The organism is Streptosporangium sp. 'caverna' (genome assembly GCF_003203775.1).
GTDB lineage: Bacteria > Actinomycetota > Actinomycetes > Streptosporangiales > Streptosporangiaceae > Streptosporangium > Streptosporangium subroseum.
The window spans coordinates 56769-83456 of sequence record NZ_CP029711.1 but is presented as its reverse complement, the minus strand read 5'-3'; the positions used below and the strand labels follow the sequence as shown (position 1 = coordinate 83456).

Sequence of the window (26688 nt, the reverse complement as noted above, 5' to 3'; positions counted from 1 at the left end):
TTACGCCAAGCCTTGCAGGGAAATCTCTCCTGAGCGACTATCAAATCAGGAAGGTTCCCAGAAGATCGGGGAAGCCACCGATGATCATCCGGTGGAGTTCTTCGGGAGACCCTCAGCGGGCCACGCGCGGGAGTTACGGGTGGTGCGCGCCTGATCGGCAACGGCGCCGTCCACATGTCGGAGTCATGCGGGGAGGTCACCAGGGGGAGCAGGAAAGCCGGCCGACGACAGCCCAGTGTCGCGCGCACCAGAAGGCGCCGATGAGGCGCCACAGAAAAACCGGGCCGGCGGCCACCGACCCGGTTGGCACAAGAACTCCGCGTCAAAGCCACGAAGGGAGTTTCCTATGTACTTCCACGTTACCAAGGGACTCTATGGAATCAAGGCCTTCATCCTCGACCTCATCGACATCTCCGACCGAGAGCTCTGCATGGACCAGGATGAATGGGCCCACCGGCTCGGCTGGACCGTAACCAGGACCGGGTTCGGGGCCCGGCACTACCGCGACCCCCGCTTCGACCTCCTCAAGGCTGAACGCCTCGCCGCTCCCGCCCTCGCTCTCACGCCCACTCCCGACGAGGGGGTGAGCGGCAATGTCGTGGCGTAACCTCCGCAACAACCGCTACGAGCGGCCGTACGAGCCACTGCCCCACCGGACGAGCCCTCTGGTCCGGCTGTGGCGCTGGCGCACGGAGATCGCCCTGCTGGCCGCCGGCGTCATCGCCGTGACCGCCGTTGTCCTCTCCTTGGGGAAGGGCGACTGGTTGCCGTTCCTGGTGCTGGCCGGCACCGTCGGCGCCCCTGCAGCCTCCCGCTTCGGACGAAACTGGGTGATCGCGCACATGTGGTGCCTGGTCTCCCGGCACCGCATCCAGAGGACGTGCGCGGAAACCGGCATGCACACCCGCTCGGGCCGGCTCCCGCTGATCCTGTGGATAACCCCGACGGCCATCGGGGAGAAGGCTCTCGTCCTGGCCCGGGCCGGGATCTGCGCCGAGGACTTCGAGGCCTTCTCCGGAGAGCTCTCGTCGGCCTGCTACGCCCGGCGGACCGAGGTCGCGCGGCACCGCAGGTGGGCCCACCTGATCACTGTCGAGATCATCCGCAGGGAGGCGGCCCCCGGGCTCTTCCTGGGACTCGACCGGCTCTACGGGCAGGCGAACTGGGTGTCTCTGCGCTCCGGCCGGGACCTTGAGGAGGTGCCCGATACCCGCCCCGCCACGACGGCCTTCCCCATGGCCGCGTGACCTTCACCCACGACGGGAGCCCGGCCACGATCTCCCCGCTCGGTGCGGAGCGGCCCCGGATCTCGTGACCCGTTTCGAAGCCCTGGAGCACGAACTCCGGGGCTTCCCCTTGTCCCGGGCGGCGCCCTCATGAGTTCACGGGAGGGGTCAGACCGCCCCACGGATGAGGGCACTCCGGGACCTCTCAGCTGGTCGCGGCCAAACACGCGGGAATCGACGCGAACACGCCGGCAGACGATTCGGTGTTCGATATCCCCTCCGGAAACGCCGTGTTCAACGGGGTCCCCGTCACACTTGGTCGCGCATGATCCCATGGTCGCTCGGAAAAGGAGGATCGACGCGCATTAGGCTTGCGCAGGTGACCACCCCTCCAGCACAGGACCGTCTGCACGCTCAGCTCGCCTTCGTCATGGAGATCGACAAGCTCAGACGCATCGTCCGCCGCAACACCCTCATGGACGGGTCGCGGCGCGAGAACGACGCCGAGCATTCATGGTACGTGGGCATGCTGGCGATGGTCTTGGCCGAGCATGCCCCGCCGGGCACCGACCTGGACAGAGTCATCGCGATGCTGCTCGTCCATGACATCGTCGAGATCGACGCCGGAGACACGTTCATCTACGACGCCTCCGCCGTCGAGGCCCAGCTCGGCATCGAACGCAAGGCCGCCGACCGGATCTTCGGATTGCTCCCCGAGGACCAGACGATGCGGCTGCGCGCGCTCTGGGACGAGTTCGAAGAGCGCAAGACTCCCGAAGCCCGGTTTGCCAAGGCCCTCGACCGAATCGCGCCGATCATGGCCAACCACCACAACGAAGGCGGTACCTGGTCGCTCTACAAGGTGACAGCCGACCAGGTGCTTGAGAAGGTGAAAATCATCGAGGAGGGATCGGCGACGCTCGGCGCCTACGCCACCGAGATCATTGCCCTCTCCGTCAGGCGGGGACATTTGGCGCGTGCATAACGCCGTTCCCGGGTAGGTCCCTATGGGTTAGAAGGGGGCGATTGTGAAGGAAACAGTCAAAACAGGACGCCGGACCTTCAGAGATCTGGTGCCTCCAGTCGACCTCACCGACCGTATCGAACGGTCGACCAGGGCTGACAGGCCGATCCGATTGCTCGCCAAGGCCGTGCGCCGGCGAATCGGCCCCGGAGGGCTACGCGACCTGCTGCATGGAGTTCCCCTCGGCAAACCCCTCCATCCACCGCTCGCCAACGTCAGCCTGGGGTTCTGGGTGGCGACGGCGGTGCTCGACGTGACCCGCTCCGATCCGCGGGCGGCGCGCATACTGCTCGCGGGCGGGGTCGCCGGCGCGATACCCGCCGCGGTCGCGGGCATCACCGATTGGTCGGTGCTCCACCGGGAGCAGCAGCGGGTCGGATTCGTGCACGCGATCGCCAACCTGGTCGCCCTCGGGCTCTACGCCGGCTCGCTGGCGTTCCGGCTCGCCGGGCACGACCGGAACGGACGGATGCTGTCGTTCGCCGGGCTGGGCGCGGCGGGCATGGGAGGTTACCTCGGCGGTCACCTGGCCTACCGGCAGGCCGCCGGAGCCAACCACGCCGAGTCGGTCACCCATCTGGTCCCGCTGGGCTGGCACGACCTGTGCGACATCACCGACCTTCCCGACGGACGCCCGGTGGCCCGGAGACTGGGCTACATCGACTTGTTCGTCCTACGGATCGGCAGCGGGGTCACCGTGCTCGCCGACGGCTGCTCCCACCTGGCCGGCCCCCTCCATCAAGGGAAGCTGGTCTCCGAGGAGGGCACCTCCTGCGTGGTGTGCCCCTGGCACGGAAGCACCTTCCGGTTGTCCGACGGAGCCGTCGTCCACGGTCCCGCCACGGCCCCGCAGCCGTCCTTCGAGACCCGGATCCGCCGTGACGGCGTCCTCCAGGTCCGTCCCACCCAGGTCTGACCTGGGCGTGATAGAACCCGGGCGGAGTGGATCGTCTCCATCCCGCCCGAGTCCGGGCTGGGTGGAATCCGAGCCCGAGCTGGGCGAAATGGATGGTCTCATCTCGTCCCAGCCCGATCCGGGCTCTGAGCGGGATGGAAACCAGGCAGGATGGATGACCTCCATCCCACCCGGGTCTTGATCTGGGCGGGATGGACGGTCAGTCGGACTTGCCGTCGGCCGGGTGTTCGACCAGGGCGAGGACCCTGCTGGACATGAATCTGGCGGTGCGCACGGCCGTACCGCTCCGGGTGACCTCGCTCACCTCCACCACACCACCGCGAAGGTTGGTCACCTCAACCCGGCGACCCGCTTTGGTGGCGGCGACTTCGTAGGTGCGTGAGCTGTCCCCTGCGTCAATGACAATCTCTACCTTGTCACCCTTCATATGTGCTATATACCCAAAAACATCGCAGATTTATCCGTACACCAGTTTGATTATCGCGGCGATGCCGACGCAGACGATGAATCCGCGCAATACGGGGGCGGGAAGTTTCCGGCCGACCTTCGCGCCGAGGAAGCCGCCGATCGTGGAGCCGAGCGCGACCATCAGGACCGCCAGCCAGTCCACCTCCGCGACCATGATGAACAGCACCGCGGCGGCCGCGTTGACCACCAGCGAGAGCACGTTCTTGGCGGCGTTGATCCGCTGCAGGCCGTCGTCGAGGAAACTGCCCAGCAACCCGATGAACAGCACGCCCTGGGCCGCGCCGAAGTAGCCGCCGTAGATCCCGGCCCCGAAGACGCCGAGCCAGAGCCAGGGGCCTCCATCCGGGCGGGGGTGCTCCCGCCGGGCGCGCAGCCACCTGTTGAGCCTCGGCTGCACCACGACCAGCACGCACGCCACGCCGATCAGAACGGGAACGACAACGTTGAAGGCCCCCGGCGGAAGGTAGAGCAGGAGCATCCCGCCGATCAACGAGCTGATGAGCGCGGCCACTCCCAGCCTGAGCAGCCGGTCGCGCTGCCCCTTCAGCTCCGCGCGGTAGCCGATCGCACCGGTCAGCGACCCGGGGACCAGGCCGATGGTGTTGCAGACGTTGGCGACGACCGGCGGGAACCCCAACGCCAGCATCGTCGGGAACGTGATCAGCGACCCCGAGCCGACGACGGCGTTGATACCCCCGGCCCAGATTCCGGCAGCGAAGAGCGCAACGGCCCCCAACGGCGTCATGACGCCCCCCTCAACTTGTCCGGCTCGCGCCCGTGAACGGTGCACGGCACTCCCCGGATGCTAGGAGGAGGACGCGCCCCGTCAGGCGGCGGGGGTGTCCTTACCGGCGAGCAGGCTCTCCAGGCTCTCGATCACCCTGCCCATATCCGACGGCATGATCCACACTTTGTTGGCGTCGCCCTTGGCGATTTCGGGGAGCGTCCGCAGATACTGGTAGGCGAGAAACTCCCGGTCCGGCTTGCCCTCGTGGATCGCACGGCAGAGCATGCCGATCGCCTCGGCCTCACCCTTCGCGCGCATCGCCCTGGCCTCGGCGTCGGCCTGGGCCCTGAGCACCAGGGCCTCGGCCTCACCGCGGGCTCTGAGCACCGCGGCGTGTTTCTGACCTTCCGCGACGAGAATGGCCGCCTGCTTCTGTCCCTCGGCCGAGAGCACCGCCGCCCGCTTGTCCCGGTCGGCGCGCATCTGCTTCTCCATCGACTCCTGGATCGAGACGGGAACGTCGACCGCCTTGAGCTCGATGCGGTTGACCCTGACGCCCCACTTGCCGGTGGCGTGGTCCATCGCCCCGCGTAACTCGCTGTTGATCTCCTCACGGGAGGTCAGCGTGCGCTCGAGATCCATGCCGCCGACCGCGTTGCGCAGCGTGGTCACGGTGAGCTGTTCGACGGCGATCAGGAGGTTGGCGATCTCGTAGGTCGCCGCCCTGGGATCGACGACCTGGAAATAGATGACCGCGTCAATGGAGATGACGAGATTATCCGAGGTGCTCACCGGCTGCGGCGGGAAGGAGACGACCTGCTCGCGCAGATCGATCGTCTTCTTCATCCGGTCGATGAATGGCACCATCAGGTTCAGCCCGGGTCTGAGCGCCCGATGATAACGGCCGAATCGCTCCACAATCCCCGCATTGGCCTGCGGAATAATGCGGACCGCCCTAAAAAGGGCGAGCACTGCTATTACCGTGACGACGAGTGCAGCGACCAGCGATTCCATGAGCCACTCCGGACGGTCGAGTCACCTGGATCTCTCGTTCCGGAAGGATATTTTATTTTTTCTTTATCGGCCTTCGAACGCCGCATAATGGTCTCGAAAAGGGCGCCAAAAGATCCGTGAAAGACCCTAGAAATCCAGGAAAATCCCAGAGTTCAGAGAAAGCCCCGGAACTCCGAGAAAATCCCGGCTAAAACCTCAGAAGTGGTGCGCCCGTGCGTACCAACGGCCGTCGAGCCCGCGCTCCAAGGTGAGCGGGACGCTGAAGGTCCGCGACAGATTCTCAGCGGTCATCACCTGGTCGATCGGGCCCTGGGCGACCACCGATCCGTGACGGAGCAGCAGCGCGTGGGTGAAGCCGCTGGGCACCTCCTCCACGTGATGGGTGACCAGCACCATCGTCGGCGCCTTCGGATCGTTCGCGAACATCGCCAGGCGGCGGACCAGATCCTCCCGTCCGCCGACGTCCAGCCCGGCGGCCGGCTCGTCCAGCAGCAGCAGTTCGGGGTCCGGCATCAGCGCGCGGGCGATCAGAACCCGCTTGCGCTCACCCTCCGACAGCGTGTTGAACCGGCGCCGGATCAGATGCGCACAGCCGAGCTGGTCGATGAGCTCGACGGCGCGCGTGACGTCGTTGGAGTCGTACTCCTCCGTCCAGCGGCCGAGGATCGCGTAGGAGGCCGTGAGGACCAGGTCGATGACCTTCTCCTCCGGCGGCACCTTCTCGACCAGCGCCGCACTCGCGAGCCCGATGCGGGGCCGCAACTCGAACACGTCACTCTGGCCGAGCCGCTCGCCCAAGATCTCGACGATGCCCTCGGTGGGGAACAGCATCGCCCCGACCACCTGCAACAACGTCGTCTTGCCCGCGCCGTTGGGGCCGATGACGACCCACCGCTCGTCCTCATGAACGGTCCAGTCGATGTCCCGCAGCAGGGCCGCTCCGTCCCTGCGGACGGTGACGTCCTGTAGCCGAAGCACCTGACCGCCCATCCCTTTACGCCTCCTCGTGAATCGCCTGGAACAAAACCTATTGCAGGACAAGCGCATATCGTGGATCGGTGCATCCTGATTCACCGATCTCGGCCACCCTGGTCTGCTGGGGCAACGCCTGGCTCGCGGGGCAGGTAGGCCTCGACGAAGCCGCCGACCGCGTGGAGCGGCAGGCAGGCCCCCAACTCGTCGCCGGAGACACCGGCGACCTTCCCCTCCGCGGATTCCTCGCCGACCTGCGGATCGAGGGCATGAAGTCGCTGCGGCTGGCCCTCCCCATTGCGGGCGACCCACTCGGACTCACCGGACCACCCCCCTTCAACTCCGCGGCCATCGAGGCGGGGCAGGCTGCGATAGCCGTGCTTCCCGGCAGATGCCTCGGCCTCATCCCCATGAGAGACCGCCGCGGGTCATCGTACGCCGGGGTTCGCTGGAGCGTGCTGGGGGCTGGCACCACCACCCCTGACCTGCCCTCGCTGGCCGAGGCCGAGCACGGGCTGACCCTCGCGATGCGCGCGGCCACCGACGCCCTGCTCGGTGTGGAGGGCCCGGCTCAGGGCCACCGCCGCGTGCAAATCGTCAGCGACGGCCTGGCCCCCGGCTACCCGGCCCGAGCCCACCGGGTCGCCGCTCTCGCCGCCCGGCTCGACGCGGTGCTGCGCGTCGCCGACGACCGGGGACTCACCTCGGGTCAGATCACCGCCCGAGACCATGCCCTGCGTGACCTCGACCGCGCGGTACGGCGTGCGCGGGTGGCCGCCCATCACGCGATCACCGAGTTCGTCTAGCGGGGTGCCTCCGGGCCCCGGCCGGGTCGTTCCAAGGACGGGCGCCGCTCCCGGGCGTGGGAAACCCGGTCGGCTCACCGGTGGAGCGGCGGACACGACCGTTGCCCGAACGGGCGCCGCTCCCGGGTGGAGGGGTCCGGGGGACACGGTCAGCCACCGGGCCGGTCCAGGCCGTGCCTCACGGCGTAGAGGGCGGCCTGGGTCCTGTCCTGGACCCCCAGTTTCATCAGCACGTTGGAGACGTGGGTCTTCACCGTCTTCTCCGCCACGGTGAGCTCCCTGGCGATCTCACGGTTGGAGCGCCCCGAGGCGATCAGTGTGAGCACCTCGCGCTCCCGGTCGGTCAGCGACGTCATGTGCCCGGCCACCGGAGCGGCAGAGTCCGGCGGCCCCGACGGCCCGGGCAACCCCGACAGCATCGCCTCGGCGGCCTCGGGCGCCAGCAGGATCTGGCCTCCGTGGACCGCGCGGATGGCCTGGACGAGCGCGGCGGGCTCGACGTCCTTGTAGAGGAAGCCGGCCGCCCCGGCCCGCATCGCCGGGGCCACGTCCTCCCTGTCGCTCACCGAGGTCAGCACCAGCACCCGCGGGAACGGCCCTCCCTCTCCCAGCCTGAGCAGCGTGCCGAGACCGTCGAGGACCGGCATCTTCAGGTCGAGCAGCAGCACGTCCGGGACGAGGGACTCCACCAGGGCGACCGCCTCCGCGCCGTCCGCGGCCTCTCCCACCACGTCGAGGTCGTCCTGAAGGTCCAGGAAGGTGCGCAGTCCCTGCCGGACGACCGGGTGGTCGTCAGCGATCAGCACACGGATCACACGGGGCACGCGGGCACCTCCATCCTGACCAGTGTCCCGTGGCCGGGCTCCGACCTCACCCGTACGACCCCGCCCAGGGCCTGTGCCCTGTCTCCCATCGACGCGATGCCCAGCCCCCGCCCCGCGGCGACGTCCACGTCGAACCCCGCCCCGTCGTCGCGCACCTCCAGGACCACGCGCCCGTCCTCATAGCCCAGCCGTACGCTGACGACGCCCGCCGCCGAGTGCCGGGAGGCGTTGTGCAGCGCCTCCTGGGCCACCCGGAGGACGGCCATCTCGGTCATCGGCGCGAGCGCGCACACCGGGGTCTCCTCGAAGGTGAACGAGGCCGGGTGAAGCCGGTCCAGCAGGTGCACGTGCTTGCGGAGCGTCTCGGCCAGGCCGTGCCGGTCGAGCTCGGCCGGGCGGAGCTCCACGATCACCGCGCGGAGCTCGGCCAGGGCCTCTCCCGCCAGCCGTTCGACCCGATCGAGCTCCCGCAGCGCCCGGTCGGGGTCGCGAACCACCAGCGAGGCCGCGGCCTGGGCGGTGAGCCGGAGCGAGAACAGCTTCTGGGTCACCGCGTCGTGCAGCTCCCCGGCCATCCGGGTGCGCTCCTCCGCCAGCGTCAGCTCCCGGCCGCGCTCGTAGAGGCGGGCGTTGGTGAGCGCGATCGCGGCGTGCGCGGCGAACATGGTGAGCAGCCCCTGGTCGGCCTCGGTGAACCCCCCGGGACTCCGCTTGTTGGACAGGAAGATGATCCCGAGCACCTGATCGCCGTCGAGAACCGGCACCCCGAGGAAGTCCTTGAGAATCGGATGGGCGCGGGGCCAGTATTCGAACCGGGGATCCCTGCGGATGTCGGGCAGCCGGACCGGTTCGCCCTCACGCAGCATCGCGCCCAGCATGCCGTGCTGGCGGGGCATGGGCCCGATGGCGTCCCACTGCTCGTCGGAGATGCCGTCGGCGACGAACTCGGCGAACGCCCCCTGGTCGTCGGGCACGCCGAGCGCGGCGTAGCGGGCGTCCAGCAGCTGCCGGGCGGACCGCACGATGACCTGGAGCACCTCCCTGACCGAGAGGTGCCTGGTCACGGCGAGCACCGCGGAACTCACCGCGTGCAGCACCGCGTCCCGGTCTTCGTTCATGAAAAAACTCTAGGCCCCCGTGCTCGCGACCGCGCTCGGCCGTCGGTCCTAGGTCCATCAGCGCAGGGCCGCCCCGGTCCTGCGCCCGATGTGCGGGAGGCATGCGGTTCATACCGTCGAGACATGACCCGTCAAGACACGACGAAGACAGCACTCATCACCGGCGCCTCCCGTGGCCTCGGCCTCGCGCTCGCTCGTTCCCTGGCCGCCGACGGCTGGCGGCTCATCCTCACCGCACGGGGCGTGGACGCGCTGAAACCCGTCGCGGACGAGCTCGGCGCCCTCGCCATCGCCGGAGACGTCGCCGACCCGGGCCACCGGGACCGGCTGGCGCATGCCGTACACGATCAGGGTGGGCTGGACCTGCTCGTCAACAACGCGTCCGGGTTGGGCGCGGTCCCGCTGCCGCCCCTGGCCGGCTATCCGATCGACACCCTCGAAGATCTGTTCAGATCCAACGTGCTGGCTCCGCTGGCGCTGATCCAGCTGACCCTGCGTGGGCTCAGGGAGCGGCGCGGGGCAATCGTCAACATCTCCTCCGACGCCGCTGTGGAGCCCTACGAGGGCTGGGGCGGGTACGGCGCGACCAAGGCCGCCCTGGAGCAGATCTCCGGCGTGCTGGCCGCCGAGGAGCCCGACGTCCTGGTCTGGTGGGTGGACCCGGGCGAGATGAACACGGCCATGCTCGCCGACGCGGTCGGCGCCGAGGAGGCCTCGGCGGCCGCAGGCCCGGAGGCGGTCGTCCCCACCCTGCGGCGGCTGATCGCGGAGCGCCCGGCCAGCGGACGGGTGAGGCACGAATGAGCGGCCGACGCGAACGACGCGAACGGGCCGGCGATCCCGGCGGCACGCGGATCGGAACGGCGAAGGAGGAATCGTGAGCACACCGACGACGGACGCCATGGCATCGGACTTCGTACTCCCGTACGACCTGGAGGCGCACGAGCCACCCGAGGCCCGCGGGCTGGCCCGCGACGGAGTGCGGCTGCTGGTCTCGCGCGGTGGTGTCGGAGAGACGCGCGGAAGCACCGAAGGGACCCGCGGGAAGGCCCTGGAGACCCGTGGAAGTCCCGAAGAGCCCCCTACGGACAACCGAGAACCCCGTGGGAACAACGGCGAGACCCGTACGGACACCCGAGAGCCCCATGGGAGCAACGGTGACGTCGCAGGAACACGCGAGAGCGCCGAAGACACCCATGGGAAGGCCAGGGAGACCCGTGGGAGAGGCGGTGAGATCAGCCACCGCACGTTCGCCGACCTGCCCAGCCTGCTGGAACCCGGTGATCTGCTGGTCGTCAACAACTCCGCCACGCTCCCCGCCGCGGTCCGGCTCGATCGGCTCGCGGTGCACTTCTCGACCGAGCGAGAGGACGGAACCTGGCTGGTCGAGCTGCGCCGCCGGATGCGGACGGCCAGCGAGCCCTATCCGGGCGGCGCCGGAGGGGAGTGGCTGCCGCTGCCCGGCGGGGCCACCCTGCGGCTGCTGGAGCGGGAGACGCCGCGTCTGTGGCGGGCCAGGCTCGACCGCGAGGTCCCCGCCTACCTCCACCGGTACGGCGTGCCGATCCGCTACTCCTACGTGGACGAGGACTGGCCGCTGGCCGACTACCAGACCGTGTTCGGGGTGCGCCCCGGAAGCGCGGAGATGCCCAGCGCGGGACGGCCGTTCACCACCGGCCTGGTGACCGAGCTGGTGTCACGCGGGATCGGCATGGCGCCGATCACCCTGCACACGGGGGTGGCCTCGCCGGAGAAGAACGAGCCGCCCTATCCGGAGTGGTTTGAAGTGCCCGAGACCACCGCGCGGCAGGTGGAACTCGCACGCGAGTCGGGCAGCCGGGTGATCGCCGTGGGCACGACCGTGGTGCGGGCGCTGGAGACGGCCGCGCTGGCCACCGGCCGCGTACGGGCCGCGCGCGGCTGGACCTCCCACATCGTGACGCCCTCCGCCGGGGTGAGGGCGGTGAACGGCCTGATCACCGGCTTGCACGAGCCACGCTCCAGTCACCTGCTGATGCTGTCGGCGATCGCCGGTGGCGAGTTGCTCTCCAGGTCCTACGCGGAGGCTCTCAGGGAGGGTTATCTCTGGCACGAGTTCGGAGATGTCCACCTGATCCTGAGCTAGCCGGTCATCCGGCGGGGCTTTCCCGCCGGCCCTCATCCGCCGATCACGGCAATCCACGAGGGGCACCGAATTCAGAACGGAGGTAAGGGCGGCGCCCGCGCTATAGCGGCGAGTTCGCCATGGCGTCGGCCCGCGTTCCAACGGGCGTAACCGATACCCGGAACGCCCTTAATCTCCGCATGGGTGTGCGTCTGAAGTGCCGGGGCCGAGAACCCGGTTCCCCCGATAGTCCGTACATCTCTTTTCGATGAATTTCCCGCATACCCGAAGCATCCGAGGCTGTCCACATGGGGCGGGACGGCCGGCGCGGGACACTCCGACACTCGATACGGCGCCGCTCCGAGAGTCGGCTCGGAATAGCGTAATAAAGATAATAAATTTACTTTTTCTCGCTATATGTGATAAAACGCTGCGACTTGAACGGGGACGATCACAGCGTCCCCGTCCCCCCCAACTGGGAGACGTTTAATGCGCCACCCGATCTCTAAGATCGCCGCTCTTGCCCTGGTCGCACCGCTCGCGGGCACGTTCCTGCTCGCCGGACCGGCCTCGGCCGCTCCCGCCAAGGCTCCCGCCGCGGCCGTCAAGAAGGCCGACGACCCGTTCTCCACCTTCGTCGTCCAGGCTGCGGCCTCCAAGACGGTCCGTCCCGGCCAAAAGATCACCTACACCATCAAGGCCACGAACTCCGGCCCGTACGTCTCCGACGCAGGCGCCTACTTCATCCTGGCCCAGTTCCCCAAGAGCGTCATCCTCAGCGGCAAGTGGACCTACCAGGGCCCCGCCGAGAGCGAGTGCATCACCGAGGAGCAGATCCTGGTCTGCGCCGTGGACAAGAACCTCAAGGTCAAGGAGTCCATCTCCTTCAAGTTCGCGTTCAAGGTCGCGAAGACCGCCAAGGGCACGCTGAAGTCCACCCTCGGCGTGGCGGCCTACGACGTGCCCACGGGCGCGGAGACCCTCAGCCGTGACGAGCTCGAGCGCCTCGGCGTCAAGAGCTGGTTCTTCGGCAAGAACCACAGCACGCGCGTCGCGCGCTAGCCGTACCCCGGCGCACGAACCCGGCCCGCCGCCGCTCCGATGGGGCATCGACCGGCCGGTGATGCCCGCCACCGGAGCCTCCGTCCCTTCGGGGCGGGGGCTCTCGGCGTTCGACCCGGGCGAGGCGTCCGCGCACCCGCCGTACGGCAGGCACCCGGCCCCCGCCGTCCCTCGCGTCCGCCGTACGAAGTGTGGACAGCCTCATATGCGCCGGGACCGCCCGCCCGGCATGATTTCCCCCATGACCGATTCCGCACACCGTGTGGCCCATGGCTGAGCTCAGGGTCGTCCTGGCCGAGGACCACTATCTGGTGCGCGAGGGCACCCGCCGGCTCCTGGAGGCCTCGGGGGAGATCGAGGTGGTGGCGGCCGTGGGCACCGCCGACGAGCTGCTCGACGCCGCTCAGCGGCTCCGGCCCGACGTGGTGGTGACCGACATCCGGATGCCCGGATCGGCCGAGCTCGTACGGCCGGGCATGGAGGGCATCGACGCCGCGCACCGGATCCGGGCCTCCTCGCGGGACATCGGGGTCGTGGTGCTCTCCCAGTTCTCCGACGCGATGTTCGCCCTGGACCTGTTCAGGGACGGCACCGAGGGCAGGGCCTACCTGCTCAAGGACCGGGTCGGAGACATCGACGAGTTGCTCGGCGCCATCAGGTCGGTGGCCGGGGGCGGATCGGTGATCGACCCCAAGGTGGTGGAGGGTCTGCTGGCCAAGCGCGGGGTGCGTGACACTCCCCCGCCCGCCGAACTGACGCCCAGGGAGCTGGACGTGCTCAGGGAGATGGCACACGGCCTGTCCAACGGGGGCATCGCCCGGGCCCTGCACCTGTCGGTCTCCGCGATCGAGAAACACGTGAACTCGATCTTCATGAAGCTCGCCCTGGAGAACAGCCCCGACACCCACCGCCGGGTGGCCGCGGTCATCGCTTATCTCGGGTCGGCCTAGAAACGCACCGGTCGCCGACGGCGCACCGGACATCGCGCCCCGCGCTCCAGGTCACCGCAGGACCACGGTTCCAGGCCGTCGCAGGACCACGAACCACGCTTCCGGGCCGTCGCAGGACCACGAACCACGCTTCCGGGCCGCCGCAGGACCACGAACCACGCTTCCGGGCCGCCGTGGGAACCGCGGGCCGCGGCCCTAGGCCGCGGCGGGAACCGTGTGCCTCGCCGATTCCATGATCACCGAAGCGACCGAGGCCTCGGCCTTCCACGCCAGGACGCGGCGGTTCTCCGCGGTCACCGGAGGAAGCATGGTCACCTCCACGACCAGACGGCGGAAGGCGACCACCCTCTGGATGGAGGCCAGAAGCGTGTCGTCGCCCACGAAGGTGGAACCGGTGGCGAGGGCGCCGTCGACGTCCACGTAGCGCAGCGCGACCGGGCGGACCGGGGCCTCGGCGTCCAGTGCCGCCTGGAACACGGCCGGGCGGAAGGCGCCCATCTCACGGCCGCACCAGGTGGTGCCCTCGGGGAAGGCCATCACCGGGTGGCCTTCCCCGAGGGCCCTGGCCACCTCGCCGACCGCCTCGGGCAGCGCCGACAGCCGGTCCCTGTCGATGAACAGGGCGCCCGACCCGGCCGCCAGCATGCCGATCACCGGCCATCCCTGGACCTCCCGCTTCGCGAGCAGGCGGCACGGCAGCGCGGCCGCCATGACGAGCGGATCCAGCCAGGACACGTGGTTGGCCACGATCAGCGGAGCCGCCCCCGAGCCGGTGACACCGGTGACACCGGAGACGCCCGAGACGCCCGAGACGCCCGAGACGCCCGAGACAGAGCCGGCCACGACCAGTTTCGCCCTCGAAACGGGGGCGAAACCGCGCTCGGCCGACCCGGCCAGGAACGCGAAGCCCTGCCGTACCTCGATCCGGACACCGAGAGCCCGCAGCAGCAGCCGGGACCAGATGCTCGTCAACCGGACCCGCTCCGCCGTACCGAGCACGTGGGTGAGGAGCGCGAACGCCGTACCGGCCAGGATCAGGACCACGGCGGCCGCCAGCCGCAGGGTCCTGCGCGGCCAGGCGGCCCTCGCGTCCGAGGGGATGAGACAGGTGGTGGGCATGCACGGCGCCACCGGCAGCCAGGGGTTCACGCCTGCTCTCCCAGGAAGTGACGCAGGTAGCGGGGGTCGGCGTTGGCCATCGAGAGCAGCACGAAGAAGTCGGCCACGTCGAAGTCGGGGTCGTAGGCGGGCGGGCCGCAGATCCACGCGCCCAGCCGGACGTAGCCGCGCATCAGGGGAGGCAGCACGGTCCGGTCGGAGCTCGGGTCGACCTGCAGGGGACGGTGGGGGGTGACGCGATACTCCGGCGGGGAGAGCGGCACCCGCTGCATGACCCCGGCGGCGGAGGACACCGGGACCGAGCAGCACCCGGCCAGCCACTCGTACCCCCCGGCGACCATGTAACGCGCGATGCCCGCCCACATCAGCCCGAGCACCGCACCGCCCCGATGGTCGGCGTGCACGCAGGCCCTGCCCGCCTCGACCATGCCCGGCCGGATCCCGGCCAGCGCGCTGAGATCGAATTCGGAGTCGGAGTAGAGCCGGTCGGCCCGGCGAGGGGTGAGCAGCCGGTAGGTGCCGACGACCTCGCCCGTGTCGCCGTGCCGTACCAGCAGGTGGTCACAGTAGGCGTCGAGCGGATCGACGTCCAGACCTGTGATGGGACTGTCCAGCCGAGCACCCATCTCCTCGGCGAAGACCTGGTGGCGCAGGCGCTGGGCCTCGCGCATCTCGACAGCGGTACTGGCCAGCCCGACGGTGTAGCGAGCGACTCGTGGCTCTGCGGGAAGGGTCGTCATGGGTTCATGAAGACACCCATAAGTGACGCTGGACCTGAGGTGTCCGCGAACTTCAGGCGTCCGGATGATGAACCACATTCACGATCGATTCCAGAGCCAAGTAGCGTAGGGAACGATGAACCAGCGCACGCTTCTGATCACGTTGACCGGCCCGGACCGACCGGGCGTCACCTCGCGGCTCTTCTCGGTCCTGTCGAACTTCCCCGTCGTCGTCGCCGACGTCGAGCAGGTCGTCATCCGTGGCCGGCTCACCCTCGGCATCCTCGTCTCCTACGCCGGCGAGGCCCCGACCGGGACCGGCGGCACCCTCGGCGCGCTCTGGACCGCCGTGGAGCGGAGCGCCGAGGACCTCGGTCTGCAGGTGGAGCTGTCCACGGGTTCCGATCCCAAGGAGAGGCGGCGACGCGGGCGGCTTCACATCACCGTGCTCGGCGCGCCCCTCCAGCCCGCCGCGATGGCGGGCATCGCGGGGCGGATCGCCGCGGCAGGCGCCAACATCGACCGGATCGAACGACTGTCCAACTACCCGGTGACCTGCATCGAGCTGGCCGTCTCCGGCGCCGACCCGGACACGCTCCGGGCCGAGCTGGCCGTCGAGGCGCACACGCAGCAGGTCGACGTGGCCGTGCAGAGGACCGGCCTGCACCGCAGGGCCAAGCGGCTGATCGTGATGGACGTGGACTCCACGCTCATCCAGGGCGAGGTGATCGAGCTCCTGGCGGCGCACGCGGGCTGCCTGGAGGAGGTCGCCAGGGTCACCGAGGAGGCGATGCGCGGCGAGCTCGACTTCGCCGAGTCGCTGCGCCGCAGGGTCGCGCTGCTGGAAGGCCTCAGCGAGGAGGTCTTCGAGAAGGTCCGGGAGGAGGTCGTGCTCACTCCCGGTGCCCGCACGCTGGTGCGGACGCTCAAGCGGCTCGACTACCGGTTCGCGATCGTCAGCGGCGGGTTCACCCAGCTCACCGACGCCCTCGTCAAGGATCTCGGGATCGACTACTCGGCGGCCAACACCCTGGAGGTCGTGGACGGCCTGCTCACGGGGCGGGTCATCGGCGAGATCGTCGACCGGCCGGGGAAGGCGCGGGCGCTGGAGCGCTTCGCGCTGGAGGCGGGGATCCCCATCAGCCAGACGGTGGCGATCGGCGACGGCGCCAACGACCTGGACATGATCGCGAAGGCGGGTCTGGGGATCGCGTTCAACGCCAAGCCGGTGGTCCGCCGGGCCGCCGACGCCGCGGTGAACGTGCCCTATCTCGACTCGATCCTCTACCTGCTCGGCATTCCTCGGGCCGAGGTCGAGGACGCCGACGCCGAAGACGGCGTCACCGTCGCGGAGCGCTGAGCGAGGCCAGCCGGACGGCCTCGGCGCTCAGGCCCCGCAGGGGCGGCTGGGCGGCCGCGGCGTGTCTGATCCCCTCGCGCACCCCGGTCATCCGGTCGGCGGTCCCCTCGGCCAGCTCTTCCATGCGGCGCGCGGCCAGCCCGTCCACGTATGCGCCGAGCTCGTCGAGGACGCTGTCCAGATCATCGGGCGGCTCCTCGGGCCGCTCCGCCCTGACCGCCTCCGCGACCCTCTCCAGCCGATCCGCGACCATGTCGAGAACCGTCACCGTGGGCCCCGGCTCCGCTCCGGGCGGCGGCACCGCGAGCAGCGTGAGCGCGTTGTCCCGCAGCCTCTGAGCCGCCGTCACCGCGTCCCTGAGCCTCCGTGGCGCGCTGCCCCCCGGCTCCTTGTCCAACCGGTCCAGAGACTCTGTGAGCCGATCCCCGGCGTCGGCCGCCGAGTCGACCTCGGCACGCACCTCGCGGGGGCCCTGGTCGGCCAGCGACCGCACCAGCGAGGCGTGCTTCTCCAGCATGTCCACGATCCTGCCGGTCAGCAGTGCCCGGTTCTCCCTGGGCCACAGCAGCCGGGCGAAGAGCAGCGCCAGCGCCCCGCCGGCGATCGTGAGCGCCACCCTGGCCACCGCCGCGTCCCAGCTGAGCGGCAGGGAGAAGTCGGACAGCATCAGCGACAGCGGCGTGGAGAACATCGCCCAGCAGCCGTAACAGGATCCGCGCAACGCGAACCCCAGTGCCGCGCAGATCCCGATGAACAGGATCAGGTAGAAGAGACCCGGCGCGATCGCGAGCACCAGCGCCGCGCCCATCGCGCCCACGGCCGTGCCCAGGACCCGTAGCAGTACCCGGTCCACCGTGTCCTGGTAGGCCGGACGGAGGCTGACGGTCACGGTCACCACGAACCACTTGGCGTAGTGCTCGTGAACCAGCAGCATCAGCCCCATGGCCATGATCGTCGCCAGCCCCCGCCGGATCGGGTCGGAGCCGGTCGTGAACACCGGCTTTCCCGGCCGTCCGAACCTCGGCAGGCGCACCGCGACGTCAAGCCCCTCGGCCATCTGTTGCGCCACCGACCGCACGGCCATCCCGATCCGGTCCAGACCCCGGCAGATCTGCCCCAGCAGCACGACCCCGGTCAGCCCCTCACCATCCGCGTCGACGTCCCTGCGGATCTCCTCCGTCCGGTCGGCGAAGCGCTTGGCGGCGGCCAGCGCCTCGGGCACCGCGGCCGAACTGCCGGACGTCACCGCCTCCCGCAGCGCGAGGGCCAGTGCCTCGACCGCCTCATCCAGCTCATCGGTCCATCCCGTCCCGATGTCCGCCGTTGCGGCCGCCGCTCGCAGCACGCGCAGCGCGACGGTCTCGTGGAGGACGCGGGTCAGCGTGGCCAGCAACCGCTCCGGGGAGTGGTCGTTCTCATTCTCGTCCTCGTCCGAGACCCGGTAGAGGGAGAACGCCCTGGCCGCGTCTTTCTGCGCGATGCCTGCCTGGCGCTGCAGCAGCTCCCTGCTCTCGTCCGAGAGCGAGGTCCTGCCCTCCGAGGCCAGGAGGTCGGCGACAGCCGTACCGGCCTTCCGCAGCGCCCTGTGGAGCGGCTGAAGGCGGCGCACCGGCCAGACCACCACGACCAGCAGCGTGACCAGCAGGCCGCCGGCCGCAGTGACCGCCATGTGGAGCGGCAGGCTCAATCCGGACGGGGCGAAGTAGGCGAGGACCACGGCGAGCACCGCGGGAATGCCGAGCACGGCCCAGTAGACGCTGGCCGCGGCGACCAGACCGACCACGACGGCGGCCGGCCAGGGATAGGGCTGGATCAATCCGCCGAGGCCGACGCCGAGGGTGACCATCACCGTGGCGAGGAGCAGCTTGCGGACGCGCTCGCCGTACGGCAGGCCGGGGGCGTCGCCGAAGACGGCGAGGTAGCCGCCCAGCGCCGTCGCGGCGCCCTCGTGGACGTGGCCGGACAGCACGCCGAGCAACAGCGGGAGGCAGACGCCCAGCGCGCAGATCAGGCCGTATCCCCATGCGGGACGCCCGGAGATCTCGAAGTCACAGCGCAGCGCCTTGACGATCCTCCGCATGCCACCCCCGATCCCGACGACGGGAGGTCGTACCCTTCCTGACCTTCCTGCCCCGTTATCGGATGTTCAGTGGTCGCCCGGGCTCCAGCGGCTGACGCCGCGTCCCACGTCGAGCCCGGCCCACTCGTCGTCGATCTCGATGACCGCGAACGCGCCGGGCGGGAAGCCGAAGTCGCCGTTCTCCGTGGTGAGGCCCTGGACCAGGTGGTGGATGCCGGGGTTGTGGCCGACCAGCATCAGCGTGCGCACCTCGGGGTCGCTCCGCCGGATCAGCGTGAGCAGCTCATCGGAGTAGGCCTCGTAGATGACCGGCTCGAACACGATGTCCGCGCCGGAGGGGGTGGCCCCGTCCCCGGAGAGGGCCAGCTCGGCGGTCCGCCTGGTCCGCGCCGACGGCGAGCAGAGCACCAGGTCGGGCCGGAGGTCCATGCCGGTGAGCGCCTCACCGATCCGGCGGGCGTCGTGTTCGCCGCGCTCGGTGAGAGGGCGCTCCCTGTCCGGGAGGCCGGGAACCTGAGCCGCCCTCGCGTGCCGCAGGACGATGAGCGTGCGCGCCGTCACCCCGACGCCCAGATGGCCGCACCCGCGATCACCGCGAACACCACGACCATCGCCAGCAGGATGAGGAGGAGCGTCTTACCGCCGGAGGGTTGTTCTTCCATGGGCCCAGTTTCCCACCGGGGTCGTCCGCACATGCGGAAGGGGTGCACGCCCCCGTGCACCCCTCCCGTCACACCTCGCTCAGCTGGAGATCTGCTCCGGCTCGCGATCCGTCTGGCTCTCCTCGGCCGGGGCGATGCTCGCCGAACGACGCTTGGAGATGACCACCGCGGCGACGACGACGCCGACCGCGAGCACGGTGACGCCGATCCGCAGCCCCACGTTGTCGGCATAGGTCACCACGGCGGGAGCGATCAGCAGCGCCACCAGGTTCATCACCTTGAGCAGCGGGTTGATCGCCGGGCCGGCGGTGTCCTTGAACGGGTCACCGACGGTGTCACCGATGATGGTGGCCTCGTGAGCCGGTGAACCCTTGCCTCCGTGATGGCCGTCCTCGACCAGCTTCTTGGCGTTGTCCCAGGCGCCACCGGAGTTGGCCAGGAACACCGCCATCAGCGTGCCGCAGGCGATGGCGCCGGCGAGGAACGCGCCGAGCGGCGCGTAACCGAGGGCGAAACCGACGGCGATCGGGGTCAGTACGGCGAGCAGGCCAGGCGTGGCCAGCTCCCGCAGCGAGTCGCGGGTGCAGATGTCCACGACCCTGCCGTAGTCGGGCAGCTCCGTACCGGCCATGATTCCCGGCTTGGTGCGGAACTGCTCGCGGACCTCGAAGACCACCCGCCCGGCCGCACGGCCGACCGCCATGATCGCCAGACCGGAGAACATGAACACCACCGCGGCACCGATGATCAGGCCGACGAGCACGTTCGGGGAGTCGACGCTCAGGTTGAACGACGCGAACGAGCCCAGCGCCTCCTTCACACTCGCACTCGCGATGGTCAGCTGGGTCTCGACCGCCGTACGGAACGCGCCGAACAGCGCGGTCGCGGCGAGCACCGCCGTCGCGATCGCGATGCCCTTGGTGATGGCCTTGGTGGTGTTGCCCACCGCGTCCAGCGACGTGAGCACCTGTGCGCCCTCACCCTGGACGTCGCCGGACATCTCGGCGATGCCCTGGGCGTTGTCGGAGACCGGGCCGAAGGTGTCCATCGACACGATCACACCGACCGTGGTCAGCAGGCCGGTGCCCGCCAGTGCCACGGCGAACAGGGCGATGGTGACGTTGCCGAACCCGAGCAGGAAGGCTCCGTAGACGGCGCCTCCGATGATCAGTGCGGAGTAGACCGCCGACTCCAGGCCGACACTGATGCCGGACAGGATGACCGTGGCGGGACCGGTGCGGGAGCTCTCCCCGATGTCCCTCACCGGACGACGGTTCGTCTCGGTGAAGTAGCCGGTGAGGACCTGGATGGCACTCGCCAGCACCAGACCGATGAGCACCGCGCCGATCGCGATCAGACGCGGGTCGGAGGTGATCGCGGCGACCTCCGGGCTCACGCCGGTCAGCCCGGCGAAGCTGCTCGGCAGGTAGAGGAAGGCCGCGACGGCGACGAGAATCGCCGAGATGGCCGCGGAGATGAAGAACCCACGGTTGATCGCGGCCATCGCGTTGCGGTCACCCTTGCGCGGAGCGGTGACGAAGATGCCGATGATGGCGGTCAGCACACCGATCATCGGAACGATCAGCGGGAAGACCAGGCCCTCGACGCCGAAGGCGACCTTGCCCAGGATGAGGCTGGCGACCAGCATGACCGCGTAGGACTCGAACAGGTCGGCGGCCATGCCCGCGCAGTCACCGACGTTGTCGCCCACGTTGTCGGCGATGGTGGCGGCGTTGCGCGGGTCGTCCTCCGGGATGCCCTGCTCGACCTTGCCGACCAGGTCGGCGCCGACGTCGGCGGCCTTGGTGAAGATGCCGCCGCCCACTCGCATGAACATGGCGAGCAGGGCGGCACCGAAGCCGAAGCCCTCCAGCACCGCCGGAGCGTCGCCTCCGTAGACGAGCACCACGATGGCCGCGCCGAGCAGGCCGAGACCGACAGTGATCATGCCCGCGACGCCACCGGTGCGGAAGGCGATCCGCATGGCGACCTTCTCGCCGGCACTACGGGCGGCCGCGGCGACACGGACGTTTCCGCGGACCGCGAGCCACATGCCGATGAAACCGGTCAGTGCGGAGAACAGCGCACCGATCACGAAGAACACCGATCGGCCGATCGCCACGCTGGTCGACTCGGCCGGTAGGAGGTACAGCAGGAAAGGAATCAGTACGACGAACACCGCGAGCGTCCGGAACTGCCGCGTCAGATACGCGGAAGCCCCTTCCTGTACGGCTCGCGCGATGTTCTGCATACGCTCGGTGCCCTGATCGGCGGCGAGCACCTCCCGCACCAGGGCGCCTGCGACGCCAAGTGCGAGCAGGGCCACGACGGCGACCACGATCACAATGTTGAAATGGGAACCGCTCAGGGATACCGCTGGCTCTTCGACAGCGGCGAGGTGGAGCACAGACATCCGACTCTCCTTGGCAAGACGGGAACCACGTCCTGCCCGGAGTGCGCTGCAATAGGTATAAGCGGGCGGAGCGGCGCACATCCGGGGTGGTTCGCACTGCCGCTTCCAGTTGCGTCCGCAGACGCCCACCGGATTCGGCCCGTCATGGGCCGCTCCGAAGGACAAACCTTGGCCGGTGCCGGGAGTCTACGCAGCGAGGACGCGGATATAAAGCCTCTCCCGGCGGCCAATTGACAACGCGTCAGCTAAGCCCTCGCCGACCGACCTGCTTATAAGGGCATTTACGCCGCCACATCAAGGCCTACAACCCAGTTTCATGGCCATTTCGGTCTGCTTATATACAAATTATGTTTTGACCGAAAATGGGGATACGCAGACGAACAGCCGGGCGCGCCCGCAAGCGGACGCGCCCGGCTGCTGGAGTCGTCTGTCAGATCGGAGGCAGGCCGTTGGTCGCCGCGGGCCAGCTCATGCGGATGCGCATGCCCTTCTGACTCGGGTAGACCTGAACGTCGTCGGCCAGCCCCGCGATGACCGCAATGCCGAATCCGGACATCAGGGTGTCAGGGAGCTGCCCGAGCGGATCGTCGAACCGTAACAATCCGCGATCCTGCTCCAGCTCGTCACTTGGCGCGGAGTCGGTGACTGTCACCTCGAACCGCCCCAAGTCATCTCGTAGCTCGATACGGATCGGCTCTCCCGGGCAGTGGAGGCGATGTGCCTCCACGGCCCGTGAGCATGCCTCACCGACAGCGAGCCGTACTTCGTCCAGCAGCGACTCCTCCACACCGGTGCGCCTGGCGATCGCCGTGGCGACCAGACGTGCCGTGCGCACATGTGCGGGAAGAGCGCTGAACGTCAGCTCGACGGTAGCCACGACTACTTGTCTCGACCGTGGGCTTCCTTGGCCTCGTCAACCGAGGCGTAGATCCCGAAGACCTTGGTCAGTCCGGTAATCCGGAAAATCTTCAAGATGCGCTCCTGGGTGCAGACCAGCTCCAGTGAGCCATCGTGCGCCCGAACTCGCTTGAGCCCGCCGACCAGGACACCAAGGCCCGTGGAGTCAAGGAAGTCGACCTTCTCCATGTTGACGAGCAGGTGGAAATTCCCCTTGTTGACCAGGTCGATCAGGAGCTCACGCAATCTGGGCGCAGTGTAGACATCGATCTCACCCTCGACCTCAACGATGGTGAGACGGTCCTCGGAATGGTGGTCCAACTTCAGATCCACAGATCCTCCAGCGCCTTGCCTGCGAAAGTACCAATTCGGACGTGCCTCCTGGGACCGAGTGACCCCCGGATGACAAGCCCCGACGCGCGGCATTCAACCATGCGTACGCTCAGTGTCTATACGAAATCACGATTCCCGGCGACTCTGCCCACAGATGTGAGACTGGAAACCAGTGACTCCGCCCTCATCCTCTTCCCTTCGAGCGGGCACCGCTCTCACCCACCTGCTCGACGTTCCCGCACGTCGCGAGCGTGTGACACACGTGGAGCACGTTCCCGCACGTCAGGCGGGCGAGACTCAGTGGCCGGACTGGGTCGATGAACGTCTGGTTACGCGCTGGGCGAACCACGGTATTTCCGGCCTGTGGCCGCATCAGGCCGAGGCGGCCAACCTGGTTCACGACGGCCTAAACGTGATCATCGCCACAGGGACCGCCTCGGGCAAGTCCCTCTCCTACTTGGTGCCCGCCCTCTCGTCGGTGCTCGACGGCGGCACGGTCCTCTACCTGTCGCCCACCAAGGCGCTGGCAGCCGATCAACTCCGCTCACTGGGCGAGCTCGACCTGCCCGAACTCCGCGCGGCGACCTTCGACGGCGACACCTCCTTCGAGGAACGGGCCTGGATCCGCAGGCACGCCAACTACGTCCTGACCAACCCGGACATGATCCATCGCACCCTGTTGCCCCGCCACGCCCAGTGGTCGGCCTTCTGGCGGCGGCTGCGGATGATCGTCGTGGACGAGTGCCACGGCTACCGAGGCGTGTTCGGCTCCCACGTGGCGCAGATCCTGCGCCGCCTGCGCCGGATCTGCGCCCGGTACGGCTCCAGCCCCACCTTCCTGCTCTCCTCGGCCACGGCCAGCGAGCCCGGAACTTTCGCAATGCGCCTGACGGGCCTTCAAATGGCCGAGGTGACCACGGACGCCTCTCCCCGAGGCGCAACCACCTTCGCCCTGTGGGAGCCGCCCCTGACCGGCCTGCGCGGCGAGGGGGGCGCACCCCTCCGCCGTCCCGCCACCGCCGAGAGCGCCGACCTCCTCGCCGACCTCGTCATCGCCGACGTCCGCACCCTGGCCTTCGTCCGCTCCCGCCGTGCCGCCGAGTCCGTGGCCCTCACCACCCGGGCCAGGCTCCAGGACCTCGTCATCGACGTGGGCGCACCGGCGGAACTGCCCGACAAGGTGGCGGCCTACCGGGCCGGATATCTGGCGGAGGACCGCCGGAAACTGGAGAAGGCTCTGCGGTCGGGAGACCTGCTCGGGCTGGCGACGACCAACGCGCTGGAGCTCGGCGTCGACGTGTCCGGGCTGGACGCCGTGCTCATCGCGGGCTGGCCGGGAACCCGGGCGTCACTCTGGCAGCAGGCCGGGCGGGCGGGACGGGACGGGCAGGACGCGCTGGCGGTGCTGATCGCCAGGGACGACCCCCTGGACACCTACCTGGTCCACCACCCCGAGGCCCTGTTCGGCCGGCCCGTCGAGGCGATCGTGCTCGACCCCGACAATCCCTACGTGCTGGGGCCGCATCTGTGCGCGGCCGCCTCCGAGATCCCCCTCACCCATGACGACCTCGAGGTCTTCGGACCGGCCACCAAGCAGGTGCTCTCAGACCTGGTCGAGGCCGGCCTGCTCAGAGAACGCGCCACGGGCTGGTTCTGGACCAGCCGGGACCGGGCCACCGACCTCGCCGACATCCGGGGAGGAGGAGGCGCTCCGGTCCAGCTCGTCGAGACGTCCACCGGCCGGCTGCTCGGCACCGTGGACGAGCCCTCGGCCCACATGTCCGTGCACACCGGCGCGGTCTACGTGCATCAGGGAGAATCGTTCCTGGTGACCGAGCTCGACCTGGAGGCGGAAGTCGCCCTGCTCGAGGCCGGGACACCCGAATACACGACCTTCGCGAGGGACGTCACCGACATCTCGGTGATCGAATCCCTTCGCTCGCACCCGCTCGGCCCCGGAGAGCTTCACTTCGGCTCGGTGGAGGTCACCAGCCAGGTGGTCTCCTACATCAAGCGTCGCGCCCAGAGCGGCGAACTCCTCGGTGACGAGCCTCTCGACCTGCCTCCGCGCACGCTGCGGACCCGCGCGGTCTGGTGGACGCTTCCCGCCTCAGCGATCACCCCTCTGGCCGGGGACGGCCTGGATCTCGGCGGAGCCGCCCACGCGGCCGAACACGCCTCCATCGGCCTGCTACCGCTGTTCGCGACCTGCGACCGCTGGGACATCGGCGGCGTCTCCACCGAACTCCACCCGGACACCGGGCTGCTCACCGTCTTCGTCTACGACGGCCACGAAGGCGGCGCCGGCTTCGCCGAACGTGGCTACGCCCGCGCCCGCGACTGGCTCACCGCCACTCGCGAGGCCATCGCCTCATGCGAGTGCGAACGGGGCTGCCCCTCCTGCATCCAGTCGCCCAAATGCGGCAACGGCAACGAGCCTCTGGACAAGACCGGAGCACTCCGTCTCCTCGCCGTCCTGCTCTCCATCGACCCGCGCGAGGCATGATCGAAGCAGGTCACATCCAGTGCACCCGACATTTCGGTCACCCGAAAGCTCATGACGGTGGAGCCCCATATTGCTCACGGACCGTGGGCCCCACGCCTGCTCCCTCAGGACCGTGAATGGAAGCGCTGCGTTTGCCGCCGCGGGCCGTGACCCTATGTCGCTTCCTCCAGCCAGGAGGGGAGTGCTCGTAAAACTCCTCCAGCCAGGAGGGGAGTGCTCGTAAAACGACGGCGTCCGCCGGGATCGGGAGCCGAGGTAGGGAAACGTCGTCCTGGTCGGCCGCTCGATCGCGACCTTTCTTCCGAAGGACTCATCACTTCTGTTCGGATCCCTTTCTCAGTCGGCGAAATCGGAGATGTGAACAGGCCCGGCACGTGCATCGGCCATGACGGTCACCCCGCCCGCCACAGGCAACAAAAGCCGTAGGGCCACCTGAATGTCAGCGATGCCGTCACCGTCGATGGAACAGCGTGTGACCTTCGCCCCGTTGCCCACGGCAAGCGAGGACGCCTCAGCACAACCGCGGTTCGGATCGGCGAAGGCCAGTCTCGCGGCGGCGAGCGCGCTCAGATCGGCGGCGCTCTGCGCCCGGTGACGCGCCACCCTGGCCATCCCGGTGAAGGCGACCGCGGACGCCATCGCGAAGATCAACGCCATGAGCCCGACCATCCAGATCGTGGCCGACCCTCGCTCTGTGTCCGCCCCGTTCCGATGTCCGGCCTGCTTCCGGTGTCCGCTCTGTTCCCGGCCCAATCTCCTCCCCGCCTCCCTGTGGCACCGGCGGCCTCTCATCGCCGACTCCATCCGTCTCCCTCCTCATGGTTCGGTGCCGGAGACAGCCGTCACCATGGCAAACGTCACATCGGGCTCGGTGCCGGAGAGGGCGATCGCTTCCATCAGATTCGGTGACGGATCCGATCGGGCTCGGTGACATACGTCACACGGGATTCGATGACAGATCCACAGGATCCGGTGACGGACATCGCACCGGGCTCAGCCGTCACTCCTCGCCAGGCCCGGTGGCGGACATCACACCGGGTTCGGTGGCGGACATCGCAGCCGCATGAACGGTGACGCTCGGGAGCGAGGCGCCCCAGCGAGGTCTGACACTCACGGACACCTCCACCCGGGCGACCTCCGCGCTCCGCGTCACCACGACTCGCGCACCCGCCGGGGCGACGGCCAGAACGCCGCCCCGAACGCGCTCTAGAGCCTCGCCCCGTGAGGCGGCCCGAGCACCCGCCCGCGCCGCGTCCACACATTCGAGCTGCGCCTCGACCGCCGCCACGGCCCACAATCCGGCTGCCAGCACCACCATGAGGGCGGGTAGCACCGCGGCGGTCTCCACGGTCACCGATCCCCTCGATCGGCGATGGGAAGCCGCCGGT

General features: G+C 69.1%; 26 protein-coding genes. 11 read left to right on the top strand and 15 right to left on the bottom strand.

All coding sequences use genetic code 11. The features are described from left to right. Positions 1–346: 346 nt before the first annotated feature. The 4 genes from DKM19_RS00410 (at position 347) to DKM19_RS00395 (ending at position 3166) form a co-directional block, all read left to right on the top strand. On the top strand, positions 347–607 hold the full coding sequence (locus DKM19_RS00410; protein WP_110693981.1) for a hypothetical protein: 261 nt from the start codon (positions 347–349) through the stop codon (positions 605–607). Beyond that, complete coding sequence (locus DKM19_RS00405) at positions 594–1247, top strand: hypothetical protein (RefSeq protein WP_110693980.1); 654 nt, start codon at positions 594–596, stop codon at positions 1245–1247. The genes DKM19_RS00410 and DKM19_RS00405 overlap by 14 nt, the downstream gene beginning before the upstream one ends. A 409-nt stretch (positions 1248–1656) precedes the next feature. Next, on the top strand, positions 1657–2211 hold the full coding sequence (locus DKM19_RS00400; RefSeq protein WP_239514561.1) for an HD family hydrolase: 555 nt from the start codon (positions 1657–1659) through the stop codon (positions 2209–2211). An 88-nt stretch (positions 2212–2299) separates the two neighbouring features. Further along, positions 2300–3166: a Rieske 2Fe-2S domain-containing protein gene (locus DKM19_RS00395; protein WP_239514015.1), complete on the top strand. Its 867-nt coding sequence runs from the start codon at positions 2300–2302 to the stop codon at positions 3164–3166. 199 nt (positions 3167–3365) lie between these two features. On the opposite strand, the gene DKM19_RS52445 is transcribed toward DKM19_RS00395, so the two are convergent. The 4 genes from DKM19_RS52445 to DKM19_RS00375 all read right to left on the bottom strand — a co-directional run bounded on the left by DKM19_RS52445 (position 3366) and on the right by DKM19_RS00375 (position 6365). Continuing rightward, positions 3366–3500: a hypothetical protein gene (locus DKM19_RS52445; protein WP_255415492.1), complete on the bottom strand. Its 135-nt coding sequence runs from the start codon at positions 3498–3500 to the stop codon at positions 3366–3368. 123 nt (positions 3501–3623) lie between these two features. Then, positions 3624–4379: a sulfite exporter TauE/SafE family protein gene (locus DKM19_RS00385; protein WP_110693977.1), complete on the bottom strand. Its 756-nt coding sequence runs from the start codon at positions 4377–4379 to the stop codon at positions 3624–3626. Positions 4380–4460: 81 nt separating this feature from the next. Next, complete coding sequence (locus DKM19_RS00380) at positions 4461–5375, bottom strand: SPFH domain-containing protein (protein WP_110693976.1); 915 nt, start codon at positions 5373–5375, stop codon at positions 4461–4463. Positions 5376–5570: 195 nt separating this feature from the next. Beyond that, complete coding sequence (locus DKM19_RS00375; RefSeq protein WP_089208957.1) at positions 5571–6365, bottom strand: ABC transporter ATP-binding protein; 795 nt, start codon at positions 6363–6365, stop codon at positions 5571–5573. Positions 6366–6433: 68 nt separating this feature from the next. Here DKM19_RS00375 and DKM19_RS00370 point away from each other — a divergent pair, with 68 nt between their 5' ends. Beyond that, positions 6434–7153: a hypothetical protein gene (locus DKM19_RS00370; RefSeq protein WP_110693975.1), complete on the top strand. Its 720-nt coding sequence runs from the start codon at positions 6434–6436 to the stop codon at positions 7151–7153. Between the two features lie 149 nt (positions 7154–7302). On the opposite strand, the gene DKM19_RS00365 is transcribed toward DKM19_RS00370, so the two are convergent. Both DKM19_RS00365 and DKM19_RS00360 read right to left on the bottom strand, forming a co-directional pair. Next, complete coding sequence (locus DKM19_RS00365) at positions 7303–7968, bottom strand: response regulator transcription factor (protein WP_204359007.1); 666 nt, start codon at positions 7966–7968, stop codon at positions 7303–7305. Continuing rightward, positions 7965–9095: a GAF domain-containing sensor histidine kinase gene (locus tag DKM19_RS00360; RefSeq protein ID WP_110693973.1), complete on the bottom strand. Its 1131-nt coding sequence runs from the start codon at positions 9093–9095 to the stop codon at positions 7965–7967. The genes DKM19_RS00365 and DKM19_RS00360 overlap by 4 nt, the downstream gene beginning before the upstream one ends. A gap of 123 nt (positions 9096–9218) precedes the next feature. Here DKM19_RS00360 and DKM19_RS00355 point away from each other — a divergent pair, with 123 nt between their 5' ends. The 4 genes from DKM19_RS00355 to DKM19_RS00335 all read left to right on the top strand — a co-directional run bounded on the left by DKM19_RS00355 (position 9219) and on the right by DKM19_RS00335 (position 13211). After that, on the top strand, positions 9219–9899 hold the full coding sequence (locus DKM19_RS00355) for an SDR family oxidoreductase (protein ID WP_110693972.1): 681 nt from the start codon (positions 9219–9221) through the stop codon (positions 9897–9899). A 73-nt stretch (positions 9900–9972) separates the two neighbouring features. Further along, positions 9973–11220 (top strand): S-adenosylmethionine:tRNA ribosyltransferase-isomerase, encoded by a 1248-nt coding sequence (locus tag DKM19_RS00345; protein WP_239514014.1) that lies wholly within the window; start codon positions 9973–9975, stop codon positions 11218–11220. Between the two features lie 468 nt (positions 11221–11688). Next, complete coding sequence (locus DKM19_RS00340; protein WP_110693971.1) at positions 11689–12261, top strand: DUF11 domain-containing protein; 573 nt, start codon at positions 11689–11691, stop codon at positions 12259–12261. 269 nt (positions 12262–12530) lie between these two features. Then, a complete protein-coding gene (locus tag DKM19_RS00335; protein ID WP_110693970.1) occupies positions 12531–13211 on the top strand; it encodes a response regulator transcription factor in 681 nt (226 codons plus the stop codon). A 195-nt stretch (positions 13212–13406) separates the two neighbouring features. On the opposite strand, the gene DKM19_RS00330 is transcribed toward DKM19_RS00335, so the two are convergent. Together DKM19_RS00330 and DKM19_RS00325 are read right to left on the bottom strand one after the other, a co-directional pair. Further along, complete coding sequence (locus tag DKM19_RS00330) at positions 13407–14360, bottom strand: lysophospholipid acyltransferase family protein (protein WP_204358597.1); 954 nt, start codon at positions 14358–14360, stop codon at positions 13407–13409. Then, positions 14357–15070: a GNAT family N-acetyltransferase gene (locus DKM19_RS00325; protein WP_110693969.1), complete on the bottom strand. Its 714-nt coding sequence runs from the start codon at positions 15068–15070 to the stop codon at positions 14357–14359. Before DKM19_RS00325 ends, DKM19_RS00330 begins: the two co-directional genes overlap by 4 nt. A 115-nt stretch (positions 15071–15185) precedes the next feature. On the opposite strand from DKM19_RS00325, the gene serB reads away from it, so the two are divergent. Next, positions 15186–16409 carry a phosphoserine phosphatase SerB gene (gene serB / locus DKM19_RS00320; RefSeq protein WP_110693968.1) on the top strand — a complete coding sequence of 408 codons (1224 nt, stop codon included), beginning with the start codon at positions 15186–15188 and terminating at the stop codon, positions 16407–16409. On the opposite strand, the gene DKM19_RS00315 is transcribed toward serB, so the two are convergent. The 5 genes from DKM19_RS00315 to DKM19_RS00295 form a co-directional block, all read right to left on the bottom strand. Continuing rightward, positions 16390–18489, bottom strand: a complete 2100-nt coding sequence (locus DKM19_RS00315) for an FUSC family protein (protein WP_110693967.1) — start codon at positions 18487–18489, stop codon at positions 16390–16392. The genes serB and DKM19_RS00315 overlap by 20 nt on opposite strands. 66 nt (positions 18490–18555) lie before the next feature. Beyond that, positions 18556–19050 (bottom strand): histidine phosphatase family protein, encoded by a 495-nt coding sequence (locus DKM19_RS00310; RefSeq protein WP_239514013.1) that lies wholly within the window; start codon positions 19048–19050, stop codon positions 18556–18558. A 180-nt stretch (positions 19051–19230) separates the two neighbouring features. Next, on the bottom strand, positions 19231–21564 hold the full coding sequence (locus DKM19_RS00305) for a sodium-translocating pyrophosphatase (RefSeq protein ID WP_110693965.1): 2334 nt from the start codon (positions 21562–21564) through the stop codon (positions 19231–19233). 430 nt (positions 21565–21994) lie between these two features. Then, positions 21995–22441: an ATP-binding protein gene (locus DKM19_RS00300; protein ID WP_089208970.1), complete on the bottom strand. Its 447-nt coding sequence runs from the start codon at positions 22439–22441 to the stop codon at positions 21995–21997. Positions 22442–22443: 2 nt separating this feature from the next. After that, complete coding sequence (locus tag DKM19_RS00295; RefSeq protein ID WP_030916965.1) at positions 22444–22794, bottom strand: STAS domain-containing protein; 351 nt, start codon at positions 22792–22794, stop codon at positions 22444–22446. A gap of 253 nt (positions 22795–23047) precedes the next feature. Here DKM19_RS00295 and DKM19_RS00290 point away from each other — a divergent pair, with 253 nt between their 5' ends. Beyond that, complete coding sequence (locus tag DKM19_RS00290; protein WP_369987726.1) at positions 23048–25300, top strand: DEAD/DEAH box helicase; 2253 nt, start codon at positions 23048–23050, stop codon at positions 25298–25300. A 336-nt stretch (positions 25301–25636) separates the two neighbouring features. On the opposite strand, the gene DKM19_RS00285 is transcribed toward DKM19_RS00290, so the two are convergent. Together DKM19_RS00285 and DKM19_RS00280 are read right to left on the bottom strand one after the other, a co-directional pair. Next, positions 25637–26092: an Rv3654c family TadE-like protein gene (locus DKM19_RS00285; RefSeq protein WP_369987724.1), complete on the bottom strand. Its 456-nt coding sequence runs from the start codon at positions 26090–26092 to the stop codon at positions 25637–25639. 208 nt (positions 26093–26300) lie between these two features. Further along, a complete protein-coding gene (locus DKM19_RS00280; RefSeq protein WP_239514011.1) occupies positions 26301–26654 on the bottom strand; it encodes a TadE family type IV pilus minor pilin in 354 nt (117 codons plus the stop codon). Positions 26655–26688: the final 34 nt, after the last annotated feature.

What these genes read in the sequence shown, in the direction of transcription:
- DKM19_RS00375 (WP_089208957.1), bottom strand. Translation starts at nt 6,365, where the DNA reads ATGGGCGGTCAGGTGCTTCGGCTACAGGACGTCACCGTCCGCAGGGAC.
- DKM19_RS00355 (WP_110693972.1), top strand. Translation starts at nt 9,219, where the DNA reads ATGACCCGTCAAGACACGACGAAGACAGCACTCATCACCGGCGCCTCC.
- serB (WP_110693968.1), top strand. Translation starts at nt 15,186, where the DNA reads ATGAACCAGCGCACGCTTCTGATCACGTTGACCGGCCCGGACCGACCG.
- DKM19_RS00400 (WP_239514561.1), top strand. Translation starts at nt 1,657, where the DNA reads ATGGAGATCGACAAGCTCAGACGCATCGTCCGCCGCAACACCCTCATG.
- DKM19_RS00385 (WP_110693977.1), bottom strand. Translation starts at nt 4,379, where the DNA reads ATGACGCCGTTGGGGGCCGTTGCGCTCTTCGCTGCCGGAATCTGGGCC.
- DKM19_RS00360 (WP_110693973.1), bottom strand. Translation starts at nt 9,095, where the DNA reads ATGAACGAAGACCGGGACGCGGTGCTGCACGCGGTGAGTTCCGCGGTG.
- DKM19_RS00305 (WP_110693965.1), bottom strand. Translation starts at nt 21,564, where the DNA reads ATGTCTGTGCTCCACCTCGCCGCTGTCGAAGAGCCAGCGGTATCCCTG.
- DKM19_RS00340 (WP_110693971.1), top strand. Translation starts at nt 11,689, where the DNA reads ATGCGCCACCCGATCTCTAAGATCGCCGCTCTTGCCCTGGTCGCACCG.
- DKM19_RS00410 (WP_110693981.1), top strand. Translation starts at nt 347, where the DNA reads ATGTACTTCCACGTTACCAAGGGACTCTATGGAATCAAGGCCTTCATC.
- DKM19_RS00315 (WP_110693967.1), bottom strand. Translation starts at nt 18,489, where the DNA reads ATGCGGAGGATCGTCAAGGCGCTGCGCTGTGACTTCGAGATCTCCGGG.
- DKM19_RS00285 (WP_369987724.1), bottom strand. Translation starts at nt 26,092, where the DNA reads ATGAGAGGCCGCCGGTGCCACAGGGAGGCGGGGAGGAGATTGGGCCGG.
- DKM19_RS00405 (WP_110693980.1), top strand. Translation starts at nt 594, where the DNA reads ATGTCGTGGCGTAACCTCCGCAACAACCGCTACGAGCGGCCGTACGAG.
- DKM19_RS00335 (WP_110693970.1), top strand. Translation starts at nt 12,531, where the DNA reads ATGGCTGAGCTCAGGGTCGTCCTGGCCGAGGACCACTATCTGGTGCGC.
- DKM19_RS00325 (WP_110693969.1), bottom strand. Translation starts at nt 15,070, where the DNA reads ATGACGACCCTTCCCGCAGAGCCACGAGTCGCTCGCTACACCGTCGGG.
- DKM19_RS00380 (WP_110693976.1), bottom strand. Translation starts at nt 5,375, where the DNA reads ATGGAATCGCTGGTCGCTGCACTCGTCGTCACGGTAATAGCAGTGCTC.